Here is a 23,722-nt window from a genome sequence, read left to right on the forward strand (position 1 = left end):
TTCTTCCGATTGCGGACAGGTTGGGATTGAGGTGAAAGTGTGGAGGAGAAGGGTTGGAACAACGCCCTGATGCACCTTCCCTCGTCTGGGGCTTGCCTGTAGCAGAGGCGGTTTTGCTGTTGGCTGTGTCAAAGCAGACAGTCTTGATTCCTCCATACCGCAGAAGTTATTCACGCTCTGGCGGTAGCATAAATAAAGCAAGCCGGATATGATGTGGTGTCTGCTTTTCGAACCCATCATGCGGCGGTCTCACGGATTGAGGTTGTTTCATGTCTGATGGCATCGACATAGCGGGTCGATATAAGGGCACAGGACCGCGGGATCTCCTGCGTGTGGGTTTGGACATCGGTTCCACCACAGTCAAGGCAGTGGTTCTCGGCACAGGGGACAGGCTGGATCAGGCGCTTTTCAGTGACTATCGCCGCCACCATGCCAATGTGCGTCAGTGCGTGGCGGAACTGGTCACCGACATCAAGCTTTCCCTGTCGCGGGTTGGTCTGGCCGGCAATCCCATCAGCCTGGTGATCACAGGCTCGGGCGGGTTGGAACTGGCCAGTCAGCTTCAGGCTGAGTTCGCCCAGGAGGTCATCGCCGAAACCGAGGCCATCAACGCCACCTATCCCGAAGGGGATGTGATCATCGAGCTGGGCGGCGAGGATGCCAAGATCACCTATCTGAAGCCCACCCCGGAGCAGCGGATGAACGGATCCTGCGCAGGCGGGACCGGAGCATTCATCGATCAGATGGCCACCCTGCTCAATACCGATGCTTCCGGCCTGAACGATATGGCTTCCAAGTACAAGACCATTTATCCCATCGCATCGCGTTGCGGGGTCTTCGCCAAGTCCGATCTCCAGCCTCTGATCAACGACGGAGCCGCCAAGGAGGATCTGGCCGCATCAATCTTCAATGCCGTTGCCACACAGACCATTTCCGGTCTGGCCTGTGGACGTCCCATCCGTGGCAACGTGATCTTTTTGGGCGGGCCCCTCTTCTTCATGAGCGAGCTGAGGGAAGCCTTCAAGCGGATCCTCCAGGACAGGGTCAGCCGCTATATCATTCCCGAGAATGCGCACCTCTACGTGGCCTATGGCGCCGCCATCATGGCTGGTCGTCACGACCAGGATGGCCAGGACAGCGCTGCGCATGTCAAGACCGACTACTCGCCAGAAACCGATGTGAACGACCCCTTCGGTCCTGCTTGGGGACTGGACCAGGCGGAGGTTGACAAGGCACGGTCCGAGAAGGCTTCGAACCTGGACAAGATGGCTCTGCAGGATGCCATGCAGGATGGCCGTACCACCACGCTGGTCGGCGGCGACGATAAAGTCCAGCCGGCCGAGACCGGCAAGGATGCTCGCCAGGATCAGGACATGCACTTTGATCTGACTTCGTTGGATGGTGTCCTCTCCGCCTTGAAGGGCCTGGAGAACATGCCTTCCACAGCCAGAACGATCCGCCCGCTCTTCCTGAATGAGCAGGAGCGCAAGGAATTCAATGACCGGCATGGTGCCCAGGTCATCCCCACCGGGAACCTATCCGGAGCCCAGGGGCCGCACTTCCTGGGCATTGATGCGGGCAGCACCACCATCAAGGCCGTCCTGATCAACGATGACAAGACCATCGTCTGGTCCACCTATGGGGTGCATAAGGACAGCCCCCTGATTGCCGCTGCCAACATCGTCAAGGAAGTCAGGAAGTCCCTGCCCGAGGGTGCCTACATCGCCCGTGCCTGTGCTACCGGATATGGTGAGGGCCTGGTCAAGGCTGGTCTGCATGTTGACGAGGGCGTGGTCGAGACCATGGCCCACTACCGGGCCGCCGAGGAGATCAGCCCCGGCGTTACCTCGGTCATCGACATCGGTGGGCAGGATATGAAGTACATCGCGGTCAACGACGGGGTCATCGATTCGATCTGCGTCAACGAGGCCTGCTCGGCCGGCTGCGGGTCCTTCCTGCAGACCTTCGCGCAGTCCATGGGCATCAGCATCCAGGAGTTCACCAAGCAGGCGCTGGCCTCCGAGGCCCCGACCGATCTGGGCTCCCGTTGCACGGTCTTCATGAACTCCTCGGTCAAGCAGGCTCAGAAGGAGGGTGCTTCCCCGGAGGACATCGCCGCAGGGCTCTGTTACTCGGTGGTCAGGAACGCCCTCTACAAGGTCATCAAGCTGCGTGACGCCAACGCCCTGGGGCCGGTGGTCGTTGTCCAGGGAGGCACCTTCCTCAACGATGCCGTCCTGCGGGCCTTCGAACTCCTGACCGGTCGCAAGGTGACCAGGCCCAACATCGCCGGGCTCATGGGAGCCTACGGTGCCGCACTGACGGCCCGCATGCACTGCCCGCAGAATGACGAGATCGAGGATTTCGCTGCAGCCAGCTCCCACATGGCCGCCGGGACGAAGTCCGTGGGCAGGACCCCCACTACGCCTAATATGGCTCCGGTTTCCACCAAGTCAAGGTTGTCACCGGCCGCCGTCAACAAGATTGCCTCCAAGAATGACCAGGGGGTCAAGACGACTCTGCCCGATCTGAGGGTGGAAGACGGCCATGTAGTCAGCTCCATCCTGGCGGGGGATGATCTGGACAACCTGTCCATGACCACCACCCACGATGTCTGCAAGCTCTGCCAGAACCACTGCAAGCTGACCATCACCGAATTCGAGGACGGCGGCCGCTATGTGACCGGAAACCGCTGCGAACGTGGCGGAGACAAGAACCGTAAGCGCTCCGACAGGCCCAACCTCTACGACTTCAAGTATAAGCGGGCCTTCGCCTACCGCCGTCTGACCCCTGACAAGGCCACCAGGGGTGATATCGGCATTCCCCGTGTGCTCAACATGTATGAGGACTACCCCTTCTGGTTCACCCTGCTGACCTCGCTGGGCTTCCGGGTCATGATCTCCGGGCGGTCCAACCACGAGCTCTTCGAGAGCGGGATGGAGTCCATCGCCTCCGAGAACATCTGTTACCCGGCCAAGCTGGTCCATGGACACATTCACTCCCTGGTGGAAAAGGGCATCAAGACCATCTTCTACCCCTGCGTCACCTACGAGCAGGAGCTGGTTCCTGATACAGACAACCACTACAACTGCCCCATTGTGGCCAACTACCCGGTGGTGATCGAGGCCAACATGGGCGAGCTCAAGGAGAACGGCGTCCGCTTCATGCGGCCCTACTTCAACCTGTCCAACAAGGAGAAGATGGTCGAGCGGATCGTCAAGGTCTTCGACTGGGCCAAGGTGAGCGAGGAGGAGGCCCGGACGGCCGTCCAGGAGGCCTACCGTGAGGATGCCCGGTTCAAGGAGGATGTCCGCCAGGAGGGGCTTCGTGCCCTGGCCTACATGCAGGAGTACGGAGTCAAGGGCGTGGTCCTGTCGGGACGACCCTACCATGTGGACCCCGAGGTCAACCACGGCATTCCCGAGACCATCTGCTCCCTGGGCATGGCTGTGCTCTCCGAGGATTCGATCTGCGAGCTGGACGTGCATAAACTGCCCAAGCTGAGCGACTACATCATTCCGGCGGCGGGGGAGCGGGCTCTGGCCTCCAACAACCCCACAGCCGCCAAGTTCCGCAAGACCGTGCCAGGCTTTGGTGACGACCATCAGAAGATGCCTCTGAGGGTGACCGACCAGTGGGCCTACCACTCCAGGCTCTATTCCGCCGCCAGGTTCGTCTCCGAGTATCCCGACCTGCAGCTGGTCCAACTGGTCAGCTTCGGATGCGGCGTGGATGCCATCACCACCGACCAGGTCCAGGAGATTCTGGCCGACAAGGGCGATGTATACACGCAGCTGAAGATCGACGAGGTCTCCAACCTGGGCGCAGCCAAGATTCGTCTGCGCTCGCTGAAGGCCGCCATGGACGAACGCCATCAGCGGGATCTGACCCAAAAGGACAGCGAAGACCAGAATGAAGCGTCCGTTATGGAGCAGGCGCCTGTGAAGGTCGCGGCTAAGGTTGCTGACGACCCATCGCCTGACCGGGTCCAAGCGGAGGATTCATCCGATTCTCAAGATTCGCAAGACCTTGCCAGCCATATGGAAGCAGTGGATGCGAATGCGTCTGACAAGCCGACACCCGATGGGTTCCGGTCCACTAATGCGCAGAAGATCAACCTATCCCAGCGCAAGGCCGACATTGTGGCTTTGGCACGGTTCGTGGCCCTGCACGATAAGAGCGACCAGGGTCTGATAGGCCTTCATCCCATGGGTATCAGGCCCATCCGGGAGACCATGGCATCGCGGCAGAAGGAAGCTGAAAGCAAGTCGGCAGAGCGCCCGGCTGAACGGGACAAAGCTGTTCAGCCCAGCGGGGCCGCTGCCAAGCCGACCCTGTCCAAGTACGCCACCGAGCATCGCTTCACCAAGGAGATGGGGCACAAATTCACAGTGGTGGCGCCGCAGATGTCCCCGGTGCATTTCTCCCTCTTGGAGGCGGTCTTCTCCAGCGCCGACTATCACTTCGAACTCCTGAAGCATGCCACGGCCGAAGACATCAACACCGGGGTCAAGTACGTCAACAATGATGCCTGCTTCCCGGCCATCATCGTGGTGGGGCAGCTGGTCAATGCCTTCCTGTCCGGCAGGTTCGACCCGCACAAGTGCGCGGTCATCGTCACTCAGACCGGCGGCATGTGCAGGGCCACCAACTACTATGGTCTACTGCGCAAGGCTATGGCTGATGCGGGCTATGGCTACGTCCCGATCATTACGCTGAGCGTTCAGGGATTCCGGGCCAACCCTGGTCTTCAGGTAACCCCAGCCCTGCTGCACCGAGCCGTCAAGGCCTTCTACCTGGGCGATGCCATGATCGAGTGCCTGCTCAGGGTCCGCCCCTACGAGCAGGAGCCCGGCTCAGCCAATAGGCTCTACAAGCTCTGGGACACGATCTGCAAGGAGACCATCGAGCATCACGGGTACTCCAAGACCGCCAAGAAGGTGTATGGCCACGGCTATCTTCCATACGGTACGCTGATGAAGCGGATGATCCGGGCCTTCGACCAACTGCCCCTGCGCGATATCCCCCGCAAGCCCCGGGTGGGTGTAGTCGGGGAGATTCTGGTCAAGTACCATCCCGATGCCAACAACCACGTGGTCGACCTGATTGAGAGCCAGGGCTGTGAGGCCGTGCTCCCCGGTGTATGCGACTTCATGGTCAACGGCATCTCCAACGCCGAATGGAACGAGGAGATGCTGGGCACTGGCGGCCAGGTGGGCGTCAAGAAGATCGTCCTCAAGGCTGCGGATGTCTATCGTGCCCCCATGATCGCCGGCTTCAAAGCCTCCCATGGGAAGTTCGACATTCCCGCCCACATCAGCGATCTGAGGGAGAAGGCCGCCTCGGTCACCTCCCTGGGTGTTCAGGCCGGAGAGGGCTGGCTCCTGACCGGCGAGATCATCGAGCTTATCCAGTCCGGTGCCCCCAACATCGTCTGCGCGCAGCCCTTCGCCTGCCTGCCCAACCATGTGACGGGACGCGGCATGTTCGGCAAGATCCGCAGGACCTACCCTGAGGCCAACATTGTCTCCATCGACTATGATCCCGGCGCCTCGGAGGCCAACCAGCTCAACAGGATCAAGCTTATGATCGCCGCTGCCAAGAAGCCGGGCGACCAGCAAAAGCTCGGCCAGGACCGTAAGGCTGCCGTCGAATCCCAGTCCGCGGAATCGACCGTTCAGAACGAGGAGAAGGTTCTGGAGAGCCTGTAGTCTTCAGGCCGAGGACGGCGTTTGTGGATAACGCGCCGGCCCCGGAACTGCTGAACCACGAAGATCGAGGAAAGAGGGGGTTCCCATGACCAGTCGCGAAGAGATCAAGGCTCTGCTGGACACCGACCAGATTTACGTTGCCGATACACCCGAAATGAAGCAGGTCCAGGACGCCCAGCAGGATCTGGTCTTCGAATTCAACGCCTGCCGCCCTACCCAGGTGGAAAAGAAGCAGGACCTCTGCAAAAAGATGTTCGGTTCATTCGGCCAAGGCAGCTGGATTGAGGGACCAGTTCGGGCCAACTGGGCCTGTAACACCTACTGGGGGAGCAAATGCTATGCCAACTTCAACCTGGTTCTGGTCGATGATGGACGCATTGACATAGGCGACCACACCATGTTTGGACCGAACGTCACCATCGTCACCACTGGGCACACAATTCGGCCCGATATACGCATCTATGGAACGCCACAGTTCACTATCCCGGTCAGCATCGGCAGGAATGTGTGGATCGGTGCAGGTGTCATCATTATGCCGGGAGTGACCATCGGAGATAACACGGTCATCGGGGCTGGTTCCCTGGTCACCAAGGACATTCCCTCTGACGTGGTCGCCTATGGCCACCCCTGCAAGGTCGTCCGTCCCATCAATGAGCATGATTATGAATACTTCTGGAGGGATCGCCGGTATCAGGCGCCTTATGATGCCCGGCCCTTCAAGATGGAGTAAGCGGGTTGATTGAGGGCTGACTCCTTGGATTCCTCTGCAGGCGGGTGTCAGGTATCCGATTGCTGATTTAACTCCGGTGGGTGCGGTTTCGAATGTTGAACTGTTGATATGCCTGGTTTGATCAGCAATATCCATCCCAGAGCGGGGAGGGGAAGATCAGAGCCTTGAACCGGCCCCATTCTTGGATATAATCGATTTTCGGCTCACGCAGCAGACGTATCTGTATGCCGTCCATGACTTCCAGACTCATCCTCACCTTGCCCTGCATGTCTGTCGCCCACTCTATGCCGTCAGGAAGCAGCCAGGGGAATTTGGAATAGTGCTCCCAGACATCTGCCGGTCTGCGGATGAAGTAATCGTGCAGGGGGTGGCTGGTGGAGATGGCCTCGGTTTCCAGGACCGTATATAGCTGGGTGAGTTCAGGCTGTCCCGCGTTGTGGGCGACCAGATAGTCAAAATAGGCCGGAAGATGAGGATGATCGGGGTCGGACCCGGGCAGGTCTGTCTGCACGAATTCCTCTGGGGTGCCATTGACGTCATAGATATCGGTGACCAAAAGGGAGAGCAGGCCTTCCTTGCTGCCTACGTAATGGAGGACGCCCGGCTGGGACATTCCCACCATGTCAGCGACGTCTTTGAGTGATATGCCGTTGTACCCATGCTGGCTGATGAGGTGGGCGGCGGCTTCTGTGATTTCCGCCCGTCTCACTTCTGGTGATTTTCTGGTTCGGCTCGCCATTGTATGGTCCTGCGGCTCCTTTTCACTATTTTTGAGCGCCTGGGTGCTGCTGATCTTTTGATACTCATGATACATGGGGACACATTCATAAAAGCGTCGGCTGTATGATCCAATAAGGTTTCAGCTCTGTCTGGTAAAGGGAAAAGAAGCACTGGTTACTCGCTGATTTGCGCCGAGTCAATGATTTGACAAAGCTATCGAACAACTGTTAGATGTATGATTATCTAATGATTGGTAGATATGGTTGGCTGCCAAACATTGGACGTGTCAGAGAAGACTAGTTGAAAGAGGTCGACACTATGAGCGACTCAACAACCCCGGTATCGGGAGATTCTGAACTTCTGCAGGCGCATAAGGCCGCCCTTGCTGCAGCCCAGCGGAATCCCCTCCTATCGCCCGAAACAGGCAAGCCGGTTCCCAAAAAGACCCTATTTCGGTTTGGTGCGAGCTTCCTGGCCTTCGGCATTCTATGGATGTCGGGCCTGGGCATCGTCAGCATCGTGCTGCTTCCCGAGCATCTCAAGCAGGTTCCCGGCATCGCTCCCGAGGCGCTGATGGGCATAGTCAATGCCTGTACAGCTGTGGCTTCGTTGGTTTCCAACCTGCTCTTCGGAAACTTTTCTGATCGCAGCCGCTCCCGGTACGGGCGTCGGACCCCATGGGTCCTGGGGGGTGCAGTCCTGGGCGGCGTAACCCTGTTCCTGACCGGCATGACCACCAACCCGGTCCTGTTGACCATCGTCTATTGCCTCTGCATGTTCGGTCTGAACTGCATGATCGCCCCCATGGTGGCCATCCTGTCCGACCGAGTGCCTTCCGGTGTGCGCGGAACACTGTCCGCCTTCTATGGAGCAGGCTCTACCATCGGTTCGCCCATCGGCTCCCTGATTGGCGCGGCCCTGGTGACTCATATGTTCACGGGCTTCGTCCTCGCCGGTGTACTCATGTTCCTGGGTGGTGTCGTGGCCATTCTGATCATGCCCAAGGAAGGATCGGCTACTTACCTGCCCAAGGATGAAGGCACCCTCATGGATGTGCTCAAGTCTTTCCAGCCTCCACGCTTCCATGGGGCCCATGACTTCTATAAGGCCTTCGCCGGAAGGCTCTGCATGTTGCTGAGCTATCAGATGATCTCCGCTTATCAGCTCTACATCATCGAAAAGTATGTGGGTCAAACCGTAACCCAGGCTGCCGCCACCATTTCGGTCATGTCCGTCATCACCATGGTGGTATCTCTTTTGGGCTCTTTGGTCTCCGGGCCTGTCTCCGACCTGATCGGACGGCGCAAGGTGCCGGTGGTCGTCGCCTCGGTCCTCTTCGCCATCGGCATCGCCATGCCCTGGATCAGCCCCACGGTCATGGGCATGTATCTATACGCCGGCATTGCCGGGTTCGGTTACGGGGTCTATTCATCCGTCGATCAGGCGCTCAACGTCGATGTCCTGCCCAGCAAGGAGGAGGCCGGCAAGGATCTGGGCATCCTGAACCTGGCAACCACGCTGGGGCAGATGGCCGGCCCTCTGGTCATGTCCTTCATCACGCTGAATTGGGGATATGCGGCGGCCTTCCCCACTGCCATCGTCTTCGCCCTGTTGGGATGCGTCTTTATCCTGATGATCAGAAACGTCAAGTGACCCCGGCCTATGCGGGCATACAGGAAAACCATGCAAGGGAGCAGAAGATTCATGAATAGAAATGCAGAACCGATTTGGGTTGCAACCACTCGGCAGCAGGCCATGCAGGAGCAGCACTTGGCTGTCTCCGCCTTGGAGAAGTCAACCGATCTGGAATGCACCGGTGTCAAATTACAGGCTTTGCGGGGGTTTGGCGGCTGCTTCAATGAGTTGGGGTGGCTGCCCTTGCAGGAGTTGGGGGAGGAGAAACGTGATGGGGTCATCCGTGAGCTCTTTAGCCCGGACGAGCTGAATCTGACCTTCAACAGGACCCCGGTGGGCGCCAATGACTTCGCTGCGAGTTGGTACAGTTACGACGAGACCGACGGCGACTATGACCTGGAGCATTTCAGCGTCGACCACGACGAGCAGACCCTGATTCCGTATATCCGCCAGGCCCAGAAGTATCAGCCGGACATGGGACTGTTCGCCAGCCCCTGGAGCCCGCCCACCTGGATGAAACGCCCCAAGGTCTACAATTTCGGGCGAATCGACATGAGCGAGCGCAATCTCACTGCCTATGCCCGCTACCTTCTGCGGTATGTGCGCGAGTATGACCGCCGCGGCATCCATATCGACCAGCTGCACGTGCAGAACGAGGTCTTTGCGGACCAGAAATTCCCCTCCTGCCTATGGTCCAGCGAGGATATGCGCATCTTCATCCGCGACTACCTGGGTCCTCTCTTTGCCAAGGAGGCTCCGGATACGGCCATCTTCCTGGGAACACTCAATGGTCCCGAGGATATGAAATTCGCTCCCGAAGGCATGATCCTGGAAAACTACAACCGGTACGTGGACAACATCCTCTTCGACGAGGATTGCCGTAGGTACATTGCCGGCATCGGCTACCAGTGGGCCGGCCAGCATGTCATCGAGCGCACCCACCAGTCCTGGCCGGAGATTGAGCTGGAGCAGACCGAGTCCGAATGCGGTATGGGCGGCAACACCTGGGAGTACGCCGAATACGTTTTCTCGCTGGTCAACCGGTATCTTCGGGCTGGAGCTACCTGCTACACCTACTGGAACATGGTCCTGGGCCAGGGCATATCGACCTGGGGATGGCGGCAGAACTCCCTCTTCTCCATCGACACCACCACGGGCCAGGTCAGGCGGAATCCCGAGTATTACGTCATGCGCCACTACTCGCACTATGTGCGCCCGGGCGCTCGCCTGCTGGAGACGCGTGGCCATTTCAGCTCCATGGCCACAGCCTTCGAAAATCCGGATGGATCGATTGTTGTCGTGGCACAGAACGCCCTGGATCGCGCCATGCCCTTCTCCTTCTCCGGGCCGGAAGAAGACGGCGAAGAGAGACAAGGCTTTAAGGCGACCCTGGAGCCACGATCCTTCAACACTTTCGTCCTATGAATTTAACCCTGTAGATTGAGATTGGAGTTCATCATGACAGACAACGCAGTCCGCACACGCCTTCCGGACAGGCTCATCTTCGGATGCGCCTACTACGACGAATACATGCCCTATGAGCGGGTGGACAAAGACATGTCCATGATGAAGTCCGCTGGCATCACCACCATTCGTATCGCCGAATCCACCTGGAGCACCCTGGAGCCCCAGCCCGGCGTATTCGACTTCAGCCATGTGGACCGGGTGCTGGATGCTGCCGGGCGCTTCGGCATTCAGGTCATCGTGGGCACGCCCACCTATGCCGTCCCCGCCTGGCTGGTCGCCATGCATCCGGATGTTTTGGCGGACACCCCCAAGGGCCACAACCGGTATGGCGCTCGTCAGATCATGGACATTGTCAATCCTTCCTACCGGTACTATAGCGAGCGCGTCATCCGCAGGCTTATAAGCCATGTGGCGGACACTCCCCAGGTGATTGGCTACCAGGTCGACAATGAGACCAAGTACTACGACTGCGTATCGCCCGACATGCAGCGCCTCTTCGTCAAGGATCTGCGACGGCGCTTTGATGACGATCTGGACCATCTCAATGCGGCCTTTGGCCTGGATTACTGGTCAAACAGGATTGACTCCTGGGAGGATTTTCCCGATCTGACCGGGACCATCAACGCATCCCTGGGTTCGGCCTTCGACCGCTTCCGTCGAAGCCAGGTCAGCCGCTACCTGGCCTGGCAGGCTGGCATTGTGCGCGAATATGCCCGCGACGACCAGTTCGTCACCCACAACTTCGATTTTGACTGGGGTCCGGGCTGGTCATACGGCGTACAGCCAGCCGTCGATCATTTCGAAGCGGCCGGATGCCTGGACGTGGCCGGTGTGGACATCTACCATCCCACCGAGGATGACCTGACCGGCAAGGAGATCGCCTTCGGCGGGGATATGACCCGCAGTCTGAAAGGTGGTGCCAACTATCTGGTTCTGGAAACCGAGGCCCAGGGGCAGAACGGCTGGTTGCCCTACCCGGGCCAGCTGCGGCTGCAGGCATACAGCCATCTGGCCTCGGGTGCTGACGGAGTCATGTACTGGCACTGGCATTCCATCCACAACTCCTTCGAGACTTACTGGAAGGGGCTGCTTTCACAGGATATGGAACCCAACCCCACCTATGAGGAGGCCGGCCAGTTCGGCATGCAGATAGCGCAGAAGGGTGTGGGGGAGCGCCTGATCAACCTTCAAAAGCGCAACAAGGTCGCCATCATGGTGGGCAACGACTCCCTGACCGCCCTGGACTGGTTCTCCCTGGAGACCGGCTTCCCCCGTCAGCAGGGGCAGATCTCCTACAATGATGTGGTCAGACGGGTCTACGATGCCCTCTTCGAACTCAACATCGAGTGCGATTTCATCAGCGACAAGGCTGACCGGTCCCAGCTGGGCCGCTATGCCATGGTCCTGGCTCCTGCCCTCTACAGCACCAATGAGGATACGCTGAAGGCCCTGGCCGACTATGTCCATCAGGGAGGTCACCTGGTGGCCACGCTGCGCTCCTTTGTGGCGGACGAGAACCTCAAGTTCTGGCATGACAAGGCTCCGCACCTGCTGACCGACGTGTTCGGCATTGACTACAACCAATTCACCCGTCCCGGCAAGGGCCTGACCCTGGATCTGCATGTGTCCGACCAGGCCGGACTGGCCTGCCAGGGACTGATTGAGCTGCTGAATCCGCGACCCGGCACTCAGATTCTGGCCTCCTATGACCACCCGGTCTGGAAGCGGTACGCAGCCGTGACCCGTCATGATTACGGCCAAGGCAGCGCGGAGTGGATCGGCACCCTGCCCTCTGCCCAGGGCATGCGGATACTACTTTCGGATGCGGCGGACACAGCTGGCCTGAACGGTCCCGCCCGGGATCTGGCTGGTCTGGTCACCGTGCGGGAGGGCATCAACGCCCGGGGGGAGCAGGTCTCTTACCTGCTCAATTATTCATCCAAGGAGGTCAAGCTGGAAGCGCCTTACAGAGGGCATCTGCTGGTGGCCGACGGGCAGGCTAATTCTCAGGCGCAAGTGGACCAGGGCCAGCCCATGACCATTGGACCCTGGGACCTGGCGATCATCGTTCGATAGACCGGCTTCAGTCTGATCGGCTTGAGACTGACCGGACGCAAATATGAGTGGATGAGTGCTCAGTAAGAAAGGAAGGTGCCCAGATGGCATCAAGAAAGTTGACGGAGGACCTGCCCTACCGCAATCCCGACCTAAGCGTGGATGAGCGAGTGGCCGACCTGGTGGGCCGGATGACCCGTGAGGAGAAGGTGGGCCAGATGATGCAGCTTGATGCCCGCTCGGGAGTGGACAAGGAGGTGGTGGACCAGCACGCCGGGTCCCTGCTGCATGTCTCTCCGCAGAACATGATCAAGGCTGACAAGGCCGTTCATCGCACCCGTCTGGGCATTCCTCTGCTGATCGGCGATGACTGCATCCACGGCCATTCCTTCTTCCGCGGGGCCACCATTTTTCCCGAGCAACTGGGCATGGCGGCTTCCTTCGACCCTGAACTGGTTCAGCGGATGGGGCGGGCCACAGCCCAGGAGGTCGCCACAACAGGCGTCCACTGGACCTTCTCCCCGGTGCTCTGCATCGCCAGGGACACCCGCTGGGGCCGGGTGGATGAGACCTTCGGCGAGGACCCCTTCCTGATCGGCGAGATGGCCTCGGCCATGGTGCGCGGTTACCAGGGCGGATCAGCCATGACCGGAACCCTGCCCAAGGACGCTGTGCTGGCCACGGCCAAGCACTTCGCCGGCTACTCCGAGACCCAAGGCGGGCGCGACGCCTCCGAGGCGGACCTTTCGCACCGTAAGCTGCTCTCCTGGTTCCTGCCGCCTTTCGAGCGGCTGGCCAAGGAGGGTGTGGCCACCTTCATGCTGGGCTACGAGTCCATCGACGGGGTGCCGGTTACAATCAACAACTGGCTGCTCAACGACGTGCTTCGCGGACAGTGGGGCTACCAGGGCACCCTGATCACCGACTGGGACAACGTGGGCCGGATGGTCTGGGAGCAGAAGGTACAGCCCGACTACACCAGGGCCGCTGCGGCCGCCGTCAAGGCAGGCAACGACCTGATCATGACCACGCCCGGTTTCTACCAGGGAGCCTTGGATGCACTTGATGCCGGGCTTCTGCACGAAAAGGACCTTGACCGGGCGGTCAAGCACATCCTGGCTCTGAAATTCCGCATGGGGCTCTTCGAGGATCCACGTCTGCCCGACCCAGAGGCCCAGAAGGTGATCATCAACTCAACGGAGCACCAGGAGCTCAATCTCCAGGTGGCCCAGGAGTCGGTAGTTCTTTTGAAGAACGACGGCATCCTGCCCCTATTCGGCGGGGTGGACGCCTATGACCGCCCCGGTGATGACTCGGCGCACAGCATAGCCCTGGTGGGTCCGCTGATTGACGATGCCCAGAACCAGCTGGGGGACTGGGCCGGCGGCTCGGGTCAGTGCGACTGGATCAAGGATCAGCCGCGGGAGATGATCTCGACCGTGGCCGACGGTCTGCGCCAGGAGCTGCCTGAAAACTGGCAGATCAACTGCGAGCAGGGCGTCGACGTGCTTCGTCTGGTCGACGACCCGGCGGGCAAGCTCTTCCCCGATGGCCAGCCCAGGCCCAAGGTGGCGGCCCCGGCCAAGATCGATCAGGGCCGCTTCGACAGGGCCTTGGACCTGGCCAGACGGAGCGACCTGGTGGTGGCCGTGGTCGGCGACGTGGTCCAGCTGGTGGGCGAGGGCCGTTCGACTGCCACCCTGGAACTTTATGGTCCTCAGCGCAATCTGCTGGATGCTCTGGCGCAGACGGGCAAGCCCGTGGTCATCGTGCTCATGTCCTCCAAGCCGCTGATTCTGCCACCGTCCGCACAGTCGGCCAGGGCTCTGATCTGGCAGCCCGACCCGGGCATGCAGGGCGGTCGTGCCCTGGCCAGGATTCTCACCGGCAAGGTTGAGCCCACAGGCAGACTGCCCATCACCTTCCCCAGGCATGCCGGGCAGCTGCCGGTATACTACAACCAGATCCGGGGCCAGCATGGAGACCGCTATGCCGATCTGACCCAGGATCCGGCCTTCGCCTTCGGTCAGGGCATGGGCTACACCACCTTTGCATACGGAAAGCCACAGGTCGATGGACCGGGTACCGTTGGACCCGAGGATACGGTCAGGGTGACTGTGGACCTGACCAACACCGGCCAGTGGCCAGGCACCGAGGTGGTCCAGGCCTATATCAGCGACTTGGTGACCTCAGTCAGCTGGGCTGACCACGAGCTCAAGGCCTTCCAAAGGATTCAGCTGGATCCAGGGCAGACCCGGAAGGTGGTCTTCGATCTGCCGGTGTCCGAGTGGACCTTGGTCGATGCCGACTGCAACCGCAGGGTCGAGTCCGGTCAGTTCCAGGTGCTGGTGGGGTCATCCTCGCGCAGGGAGGACCTGCAGGCTGTGACGGTGACCGTGGGTTGACCACCATCCGGTAGCGGAACTTCTCGCGTGTTGGTTGCCCAGGGCCCTCGCCCGCTCCTACCATGACAGCATGAGGAAAAGTGTAGGCGCTGGGTATGCGCACCTGTTGACGGTCCCTAATCCGCGGCATGTGGCCAGCCTGGTCGACTACTTCACACGTGGATCCAAGCCACGGTCCCAGTGGCGTTTCGGCATTGAGATCGAGCATCTGCCGGTCCGTAACGATGGGTCCGATGCCCCGGTTCCCTATGAGGGGGAGCGAGGCATCGAGGCCCTGCTGTCGGCCTTGGAACCCTGCTACGACGGCGATAAGGAATACCGGGAGGACGGTCACCTGGTAGGTCTGAGCAGGTCGGGCTGCGTGGTCTCCCTGGAGCCTGGAAGCCAGGTGGAGTGCTCCCTGGGCGTGGTGCGGGACAGCCGAGAATTCGAAGACCTCTACCGTCGCTTCCGGGCCGAGGTCGACCCCATTGCCGAGCGTCTGGGATTCCGGCTGGTCGAGTACGGGTACCGTCCGGCCGGGTCCTACGCGGATGTGGGCGTCAATCCCAAGGAACGCTATGCGGTCATGAACACTTACCTGGGTCGCATCGGCCAGTGCGGTCCCATGATGATGCGCAGCACGGCCTCAACCCAGATCAGCATCGACTACCAGGACGAGGACGATGCCATCGCCAAGATCCGACTGGGCACGGCCATCGGGCCCATTTTGGCCTACTTCTTCCGCAACACTCCAATCTTTGAGGGGAAGCCCAACCGCATGCCCCTGCGGCGCCAGCGCATCTGGGACTGGCTCGACACCCAGCGCACAGGCCTGATTCCGGGGCTGTTCGAGGACGGCTTCGGCTGGGAGGACTATGCCGTGGACATGCTCTCCACCCCGCTCATGGTGGCCGATGTCTCCCACACACCGGAGGTGGAGGGGCCGCAGGGGCAACAGGTCTTCATAGCCTGGCATGAGAACGCCGGGGAGATCTATCCTGACCGCCGGCTCAACGATGCCGAGATAGCGCACATCCTGACCACGCACTTCAACGACGTCCGTCTGAAGAATTACATCGAGCTCAGGCACTGGGATTCCCTGCCCATGGAACGTGCCAGCCGACTTCTTGAGGTCGTCGGTGGCATCTTCTACGACTCGGATCGATTCGTCGGACTTGTCGGGCTTTTGGACGGGGTGAGCGAGGAGGATGTGCTTGCAGCCAAGGCCGACCTGCAGGTTCGCGGCGGCCAGGCCAGCCCCTATGGTCGCTCCCTGGACTTCTGGCGGCAGGCGCTGGGTGCCGAGGACACCCTGGATGATCTGCCGGGCGATCCGCACCATCCCGATTTCTTCCAGTCCTGACGACTGTTTCGTTATGCGAACGGGTGGGTCCGGTTTCCTGAGGATGGTATAATCTGGTCACCAATGGGCCTTGATCCGTCATCAGCGGGGAGCCCTCGGAAGAACGGGATCGCTTGCGGTGGTCCTCAGTAGAACCGACGGGTGGGCCCGCATAGCCCAGATCAAGCGGTCCGGCACGGGTCATTGGCCGGGCAAGCGAGGTGGTACCGCGGTGGGCCCCATGGGTCCCTCGTCCTCGACATGGCGACATGAACGACCAGCGAGGAGCGTGAACGGTGAATCAGACCACTGATACCTCAGATGCGACAAGTCGGGATGGCGAAGTCTATCCCAAGGCGGTGGTGGACCCGGCTCTGGCCAAGGTGAAGCCCAATCCCTCCTTCCCCAATATGGAGGAGTCCGTTCTGGACTATTGGGACCATGACGACACCTTCAACAAGTCGGTGGAGCGCCGCCCATCGGGCGACCATGCCGACAACGAGTTCGTCTTCTTCGACGGCCCGCCCTTCGCCAACGGCCTGCCCCACTACGGGCACCTGCTGACCGGCTACGTCAAGGATGTCATTCCGCGCTACCAGACCATGAAGGGCCACAAGGTCAACCGTGTCTTCGGCTGGGACACCCACGGTCTGCCCGCCGAGCTGGAGGCCCAGCGCGAGCTCGGCATCGACAGCGTGGATCAGATCGAGCAGATGGGCATCGAGAAGTTCAATGATGCCTGCCGCGCCTCGGTGCTCAAGTACACCAGCGAGTGGAAGGACTACGTCCACCGTCAGGCCCGCTGGGTGGACTTCGACCACGGCTACAGGACCCTGGATGTCTCCTACATGGAGTCGGTCATGTGGGCCTTCAAGACCCTCTACGAGAAGGGCCTGGCCTACGAGGGCTACCGGGTGCTGCCATACTGCTGGAAGGACCAGACCCCGCTGTCCAACCACGAGCTGCGCATGGATGCCGATGTCTACCAGGATCGGCAGGACACCACCGTCTCCGTGGCCGTCAAGCTCAGGGATGAGGACGCCTATGCGGTCTTCTGGACCACCACTCCCTGGACCGTCCCCACCAATCTGGCCATCGTGGTTGGCGCCGATATCGAGTACTCGGAGGTCAGTCCGGTCTCGGGACCCTATGCCGGCAAGCGTTTCTACATTGCCACGGCCCGTCTGGGCGACTACGCCAAGCAGCTGGGGGAGGACTACCAGGTGGTCCGCACCCTCAAAGGGGCCCAGATGGAGGGCTGGCGGTACTGGCCGGTCTTCCCCTATTTCGCCGGAGAGCAGGCCGAATCAGAGGGCGGCACCCCCGGTCCCAATGCCTATACCATCTACACGGCCGACTATGTCGACACTGTGGAGGGCACCGGCCTGGTCCACCAGGCTCCCTATGGCGAGGATGATATGAACACCCTGAACGCCAAGGGTATCCGCAGCGTGGACGTTCTCGATGCCGGGGCCGTCTTCACCGAGCAGTGCCCCGACTACCAGGGCCTGCAGGCCTTCGATGCCAACATGCCCATCGTGCGTAACCTGCGCGCGGGCGATGGCCCCCTGGCACGGATTCCTGCCGAGCATAGGGCCATCCTCTTCCAGGAGAAGAGCTACGTCCATTCCTACCCCCACTGCTGGCGTTGCGGCACCCCGCTGATCTACAAGCCGGTCTCCAGCTGGTTCGTCTCCGTGACCAAGATCAAGGACCGCCTGCTGGAACTCAACCAGCAGATCAACTGGATACCCGAGAACGTCAAGGACGGACAGTTCGGCAAGTGGCTGGCCAATGCCCGCGACTGGTCCATCTCCCGCAACAGGTTCTGGGGCTCGCCCATCCCGGTCTGGGTCTCGGACGATCCCAAGTACCCGCGGGTGGATGTCTACGGGTCCCTGGATGAGCTCAAGAAGGACTTCGGCCGTTACCCGACCGATGACAAGGGTCAGATCAACATGCATCGGCCCTGGATCGACCAGCTGACCAGGCCCAACCCGGACGACCCGACCGGCAAGTCCACCATGCACAGGATCACCGATGTGCTGGACTGCTGGTTCGAGTCGGGGTCCATGCCCTTCGCCCAGTTTCACTACCCCTTCGAGAACAAGCAGTACTTCGAGGACAGGGATCCCTGTGATTTTGTGGTGGAGTACATCGGCCAGACCCGCGGCTGGTTCTACACCATGCACATCATGTCCACGGCCCTCTTCGACCGGCCGGCCTTCAAGAATGTGATCTGCCACGGCATCGTCCTGGGTTCCGACGGCCAGAAGATGAGCAAGCATCTGCGCAACTATCCGGATGTGAACGAGGTCTTCGACAAGTATGGATCCGATGCCATGCGCTGGTTCCTGATGAGCTCTTCCATCCTGCGCGGCGGCAATCTGGTCGTCACCGCCGATGGCATTCGTGACACGGTCCGTCAGGTCATGCTGCCGGTCTGGAGCTCCTACTACTTCTACACGCTCTACGCCAACGCGGCCAACAAGGGCGCCGGCTACCAGGCCCAGGCGCTGACACCGGACCGTGTGGCCGACCTGCCGGAGATGGACCGCTTCCTGTTGGCACGGACCCGTCGGCTGATCCAGTCGGTGCAGAAGGCCCTGGACGACTTCGCCATCTCGGATGCCTGCGATGCGGTGACCGACTTCATCGACGTGCTGACCAACTGGTATATCCGCAACAATCGCGACCGCTTCTGGAGCGAGGATCACCAGGCCTTCGACACCCTCTACACGGCCCTGGAGGCCTTCTCCCGCGTTCTGGCCCCCCTGGCACCCATGGAGGCCGAGCAGATCTGGCGCGGTCTGACCGGCGGCGAGTCGGTCCACCTGGCCGACTGGCCCTTCCTGGCCGATGAGGCCACCGGGCAGGAGACCGAACTGGGACAGGTCCTGTGCGACGATCCTGCCCTGGTAGCCGCCATGGAGAAGGTCCGCGAGGTGGTTTCGGCCACCCTGGCCCTGCGCAAGGCCGAGCAGATCCGTGTCCGCCAGCCCCTGTCCCGGTTGACCGTGGTGGTTCGTGACCCCGATGCGGCCCGTCCCTATGTGGACGTGCTCAAGTCCGAGCTCAACATCAAGGATGTGGAGTTCTGCACCCTGGACCAGGCCGGCCAGCATGGTCTGCGAATCATCCACGATCTCAAGGTCAATGCCCGAGCGGCCGGACCTCGTCTGGGCAAGCAGGTCCAGTTTGTCATCCGTGCTTCCAAGCAGGGCGACTGGTCCGAGCAGGATGGCCGTGTGGTCGTCACAACCCCCGACGGACCGGTGGCCCTGGAGCCAGGGGAATACGAGCTGGACAACCGGATCGAGCAGGAGGATGGTTCCCAGGCCGACAGGTCGGCCTCCGCAGCCCTGCCCACCGGCGGCTTCGTCATCCTCGACACCCAGCTGGACGACGATCTCCTGGCCGAGGGCTATGCCCGGGATCTGATCCGCCAGGTTCAGGATGCCCGGAAGACCGCCGGTCTGGACATCGCCGACCGGATTCGGCTGACCCTGACCCTGCCTGCCGAGGATGCCCCCAAGGCCCAGCAGTTCAATGACCTGATCGCCCACGAGACCCTGGCTACCAGCCTGACCGTCGATGTCGGCGATCTGGACCAGCCGCAGGTGGACCTGGTCAAGGCCTGATTGCAGCTGCATAAAAAGGGCTTCCATCCTGTATTGGATGGGAGCCCTTTTCTATTCGACCTGCCTGGATGGGTGTCCGCTCGCGTCGCACTTGGCCGTGCTGCGGGCAATCAAGCTTGCAGATCAGCCCTTGACCTTGTCGCTGACCTGGTCCAGGGTCTGCATATCCTGGTCGCTCAGTTCCAGATGGGCAGCAGCGAGCAGGGCCGGCAGCTGCTCAGGGGTGCGTGCGGAGGCGATGGGGGCCGCAATCCCAGGCCTGCGGTTGAGCCATGCCAGGGCTACGGTGGCCAGTTCGACCCCGTGGGCCTTGGCGATGCCGTCCATGGCGGCGACCACGTCCAGCCCCTCCTGGGTGAAGAAGTCCTTGACCATGCCCTCGCGCTTCTTGCCCTTGAGGTCGTCCATGGTCCGGTATTTGCCCGTCAGGAAGCCCGAGGCCAATGAGAAGTAGGGGAAGACCGCCAGATCCTCGTCCTTGGCGACCTGCATGAGGCCACCCTCATAGGTTTTGCGATAGACCAGGTTGTACTGGGGCTCCAGGGCTACCGGCAGGGTCAGGTCCTCCTTGCGTGCAATGCTGAACCATTCGCGGATCCGGTCCGGTGTGTAGTTGGACACTCCGATGGCCCGGACCTTGCCCTCCTTGACCAGCTTGTCGAAGGCTGCCGCAGTCTCCTCCAAGGGGGTGGAACTGTCGTCGAAGTGGGCGTAGTAGAGGTCAATCACGTCCAGGCCCAGCCTGAGCAGGGATGCGTCGGCGGCGGCCTCTATGTTCTTGGCCGAAAGACCGGAGTACTGGGGGTGCTGGCTGACCTTGGTGGCCACCAGAACCTTGTTGCGGTTGCCGTTCTTGGCCAGCCAGCGGCCCAGGACGATCTCGGACTCGCCGCCGGAGTGGCCCGGGGCCCAGGCCGAGTAGACGTCAGCTGTATCGATCAGGTTGCCTCCGGCTTCCGTGTATGCGTCCAGGACCCGGTCAGACTCGGATTCGTCGCTCGTCCATCCGAAGGTATTGCCGCCCAGAACCAGGGGGAAGATATCGGCATTGATGCCACGTAGCTTTGCCATGTTCATCCTTTCAGTCCGAAGTCTTTTTTAAGCCGAGTCTATTACCGCTTTATCGTCAGAAGGGATTATTCAGTCGGGTTCATCGTGTATAAATGATTGAAAAGGCCGGAATGAGGCGGTTTGTGGGTCCGGCATCCAAGGGTTTTAAGCTCGAAGGAGAACGCTTATGAGTTTGGGCATTGTCATCCTGGTCGTCCTGCTGATCATCTTCCTCATGGGGATCTTCGTAGTGCCTCAGCAAAAGGCATACATCATCGAGCGCTTCGGCAAGTACCAGCGGGTGGCCCTGGCGGGCATTCATGTCAAGATCCCCCTGGTGGACCGGGTGGCGACCAGAACCAACCTGCGGGTCAACCAGCTGAACGTCAAGCTGGAGACCAAGACCAAGGACAACGTCTTCGTCACGGTTGAGGTCTCTGCACAGTTCCGTGTGGAGGCAGCCAACGTGGCTACGGCCTACTACGAGCTGGGCGATCCGGAGGGCCAGCTGCGCTCCTACATGGAGGACGCCCTCAGGTCGGCCATTCCTGCCCTGAGCCTGGATGATGCCTTCGCCCGCAAGGACGATATCGCCTCCGACGTACAGCAGACAGTAGGCCAGGAGATGCAGCGTTTCGGTTTCTCGGTCATCAAGACCCTGGTCACTGCCATCGATCCCTCCAACGAGGTCAAGCAGGCCATGGACTCCATCAATGCGGCCCAGCGTGAGAAGGAGGCCACTAGGGAGCGTGCCGAGGCGCGTCGGATCGAGATCGAGACCCAGGCCAGGGCTGATGCGGAGAAGACCAGGATGCAGGGCGAGGGCCAGGCCAACTACCGGCGGGAGATCGCCAACGGTATTGTGGACCAGATCAACAGTCTGCGTGCCGTGGGCATGGATATCGACGCCGTCAACAATGTGGTGCTTTTCAACCAGTATCTTGATGTGATGCGTTCGCTGGCCGAGTCCGGCAATGCCAAGACCCTGGTTCTTCCTGCGTCGACCCCCGGTGGGTACAACGACCTCTTCAACCAGATGACCGCTGCATTGATGACCGCCCAGAGCAGCCAGGAGAGTCAAGAGAGTGTGGATTCCCGAGACGGCCGCGGGGAGGTACGGACAGAGAGCGGGACCGAGGCGCCGTCTCTCTAAAGTCTCATAGGAGGAGCCGAAGAAATCCGCCCTTTACATGGCAGGCCCGGTGGGGGCGGATTTCAGCTTTTCAGGAAGTCGGCTATAGCCTCGGCAGCCCGATAGCCCTTGTCGTACATGGCGTTGAGACCCTTGAGTGACTTGCTCAGCGTGGTCAGCCCGCACAGACTATCCGGGGCCAGGATGAGTACCTGGCCCTTCTTCTCGGCTTGTTTGGCTATGGCCACCTCGTCGTTGTAGGTGCGATAGCGCTCCATCAGGCGCTCGGCGGCCGCCGGATAGGTCCTGGCCAGGATTCGGGCCGGCAGGACATCCTTCTTCTGCTCGCGCAGAATATCCCTCTGGCGCGTCAGGACCAGCACGATGCGCTCATAGCCCTCGTCCATGGCCTTGCGGACCGGGACTGGATCGGCGATGCCGCCGTCCAGATAGGGCACGCCATCGATCATGTAGGGCTTATTGGCCACCGGCACAGTGGACGAAGCCTTGAGGACGTCATAGTTGTCCTGAGCCAGGTCCGACTTGTCGAAGTAAGCGGTGGATCCGTCACTGGCCTTGCAGGCCACAATGGTGAACAGGGCGGGATTGGCCTTCAAAGCAGGGTAGTCCAGGGGGCATTCCCCATCATGGGCTGACAGTTTGCCATAGACGTAGTCCAGGTCGACGAAGGTGTGCTTGGTCAGGAAGTTGCTCACACTCGCGTACTCCTTGCGGGAGGAGTAGACGGTGTAGAAGCGGTAGCAGCGTCTGAGCTGGCCCGACAGGAATGAGGCCAGATTGGCGCTTCCGGCTGAGACCCCGTAGCAGTGATCGAAGGTGATGCCCTGCTCCATGCAGCGGTCGAAGACTCCGGCGCCGAAGATGGACCGGTAGCCGCCGCCTACGTCGATAACGGCTGTTCTTTTGCGTGCCATGGACACCTCGTTTCCTGACAGAAATCCGCGCTTGATGACAGCTTATGCGTGAACGTTGGACAAGCTGTTCAGGGGCAGCAGGAGGCCAGCAGCCGCTTGGACAGGTCCAGCATGGCCGGTGAGGAATCAGAGTTGGCGATTTGTATTCTGCCGGGGCCAGGGCCCGGGTTGAGGGCATCGGCTTGGGCCAGCAGATCCTTGAGGTGGCGGGCCGTTCCCGTGTTGCCGTCGATCAGCGCCAGGTCCGGCGGGCAGATGCTGGCGATGGACTGGCGGAAGAAGACGAAGTGGGTGCAGCCCAGAACCAAGGCATCCAAATTCTGCAGATCATAGGGGTCCAGATAGCGGTGCAGGGTGGCAGCGACCAATGCCTGGTCATTCAGCTTGTCCGACTCCACAATGGTCACCAGGTCTGGGCAGGGCTGGGTCAGGATGGTGTGCCTGCCGGAGAACCGTGCCATCAGGCGCGCAAACCTGGTCTCTTTTAGAGTCAGCGGGGTGGCCGTGACCAGAACCCGCTGAGGCCGGCCTCCGCCTCGTGTGCAGGCCAGTTTCAGCGCCGGCTCCATGCCGATGACAGGGACCGGGTAACGTCGGCGCATCTGCTCCACGCAGACGCTGGTGGCGGTGTTGCAGGCTATGACCATGGCCTTGACGCCCTGGTCCATGAACCGGTCGCCGATGACCTGGCAGCGTTGGGCGATCTGGGCCGGCTCCTTGGTGCCATAAGGGGCGTAGGCGGAATCGCCGAAATAGAGGAGATTTTCTCGGGGCAGAAGGTTCTGGATGGCTGCGGTGACGCTCAGACCGCCCAGCCCGGAGTCGAAGATCCCGATTGGTGCATCTGATGCCATGTGATCCGCTCCTTTCGCAGCCGAAAAACCAGCCTAGCCTGTCGCCGAAGGGCCGTACTCTAC

13 protein-coding genes are annotated in these 23,722 nt (G+C 60.8%); 9 read left to right on the plus strand and 4 right to left on the minus strand.

What is annotated here, in order from left to right; all coding sequences use genetic code 11:
• The first annotated feature begins 269 nt into the window (after positions 1–269).
• Complete coding sequence (locus ACNAOV_RS02300; protein WP_416517796.1) at positions 270–5,711, plus strand: acyl-CoA dehydratase activase-related protein; 5,442 nt, start codon at positions 270–272, stop codon at positions 5,709–5,711.
• An 85-nt stretch (positions 5,712–5,796) separates the two neighbouring features.
• On the plus strand, positions 5,797–6,441 hold the full coding sequence (locus ACNAOV_RS02305; RefSeq protein WP_416517797.1) for a sugar O-acetyltransferase: 645 nt from the start codon (positions 5,797–5,799) through the stop codon (positions 6,439–6,441).
• 121 nt (positions 6,442–6,562) lie between these two features.
• Here the strand turns inward: ACNAOV_RS02305 and ACNAOV_RS02310 are convergent, their stop codons facing one another.
• Positions 6,563–7,180 (minus strand): TetR/AcrR family transcriptional regulator, encoded by a 618-nt coding sequence (locus ACNAOV_RS02310; protein ID WP_416517798.1) that lies wholly within the window; start codon positions 7,178–7,180, stop codon positions 6,563–6,565.
• Between the two features lie 299 nt (positions 7,181–7,479).
• Between ACNAOV_RS02310 and ACNAOV_RS02315 the strand changes: the two genes are divergently transcribed.
• The 6 genes from ACNAOV_RS02315 (at position 7,480) to ileS (ending at position 19,688) form a co-directional block, all read left to right on the plus strand.
• Positions 7,480–8,814 (plus strand): MFS transporter, encoded by a 1,335-nt coding sequence (locus ACNAOV_RS02315; protein WP_416517799.1) that lies wholly within the window; start codon positions 7,480–7,482, stop codon positions 8,812–8,814.
• Positions 8,815–8,865: 51 nt separating this feature from the next.
• Positions 8,866–10,221: a glycoside hydrolase family 30 protein gene (locus ACNAOV_RS02320; protein WP_416517800.1), complete on the plus strand. Its 1,356-nt coding sequence runs from the start codon at positions 8,866–8,868 to the stop codon at positions 10,219–10,221.
• Positions 10,222–10,254: 33 nt separating this feature from the next.
• On the plus strand, positions 10,255–12,339 hold the full coding sequence (locus ACNAOV_RS02325) for a beta-galactosidase (protein ID WP_416517801.1): 2,085 nt from the start codon (positions 10,255–10,257) through the stop codon (positions 12,337–12,339).
• Between the two features lie 83 nt (positions 12,340–12,422).
• Positions 12,423–14,723, plus strand: a complete 2,301-nt coding sequence (locus tag ACNAOV_RS02330) for a glycoside hydrolase family 3 N-terminal domain-containing protein (protein WP_416517802.1) — start codon at positions 12,423–12,425, stop codon at positions 14,721–14,723.
• Positions 14,724–14,793: 70 nt separating this feature from the next.
• Positions 14,794–16,068, plus strand: a complete 1,275-nt coding sequence (locus ACNAOV_RS02335; protein WP_416517803.1) for a glutamate-cysteine ligase family protein — start codon at positions 14,794–14,796, stop codon at positions 16,066–16,068.
• A gap of 275 nt (positions 16,069–16,343) precedes the next feature.
• Positions 16,344–19,688 carry a mupirocin-resistant isoleucine--tRNA ligase gene (gene ileS / locus ACNAOV_RS02340; protein ID WP_416517804.1) on the plus strand — a complete coding sequence of 1,115 codons (3,345 nt, stop codon included), beginning with the start codon at positions 16,344–16,346 and terminating at the stop codon, positions 19,686–19,688.
• A 123-nt stretch (positions 19,689–19,811) separates the two neighbouring features.
• On the opposite strand, the gene ACNAOV_RS02345 is transcribed toward ileS, so the two are convergent.
• Positions 19,812–20,759: an aldo/keto reductase gene (locus ACNAOV_RS02345; protein WP_416517805.1), complete on the minus strand. Its 948-nt coding sequence runs from the start codon at positions 20,757–20,759 to the stop codon at positions 19,812–19,814.
• Positions 20,760–20,925: 166 nt separating this feature from the next.
• Between ACNAOV_RS02345 and ACNAOV_RS02350 the strand changes: the two genes are divergently transcribed.
• Complete coding sequence (locus ACNAOV_RS02350) at positions 20,926–21,891, plus strand: SPFH domain-containing protein (protein ID WP_416517806.1); 966 nt, start codon at positions 20,926–20,928, stop codon at positions 21,889–21,891.
• Between the two features lie 62 nt (positions 21,892–21,953).
• On the opposite strand, the gene ACNAOV_RS02355 is transcribed toward ACNAOV_RS02350, so the two are convergent.
• Both ACNAOV_RS02355 and murI read right to left on the minus strand, forming a co-directional pair.
• Entirely contained in the window at positions 21,954–22,805 is an 852-nt protein-coding gene (locus ACNAOV_RS02355) for a patatin-like phospholipase family protein (RefSeq protein WP_029677877.1), read from the minus strand.
• A gap of 68 nt (positions 22,806–22,873) precedes the next feature.
• A complete protein-coding gene (gene murI / locus ACNAOV_RS02360; RefSeq protein ID WP_416517807.1) occupies positions 22,874–23,659 on the minus strand; it encodes a glutamate racemase in 786 nt (261 codons plus the stop codon).
• Positions 23,660–23,722: the final 63 nt, after the last annotated feature.

It is taken from the genome of Bifidobacterium asteroides (assembly GCF_048001765.1).
Taxonomy (GTDB): domain Bacteria; phylum Actinomycetota; class Actinomycetes; order Actinomycetales; family Bifidobacteriaceae; genus Bombiscardovia; species Bombiscardovia asteroides_K.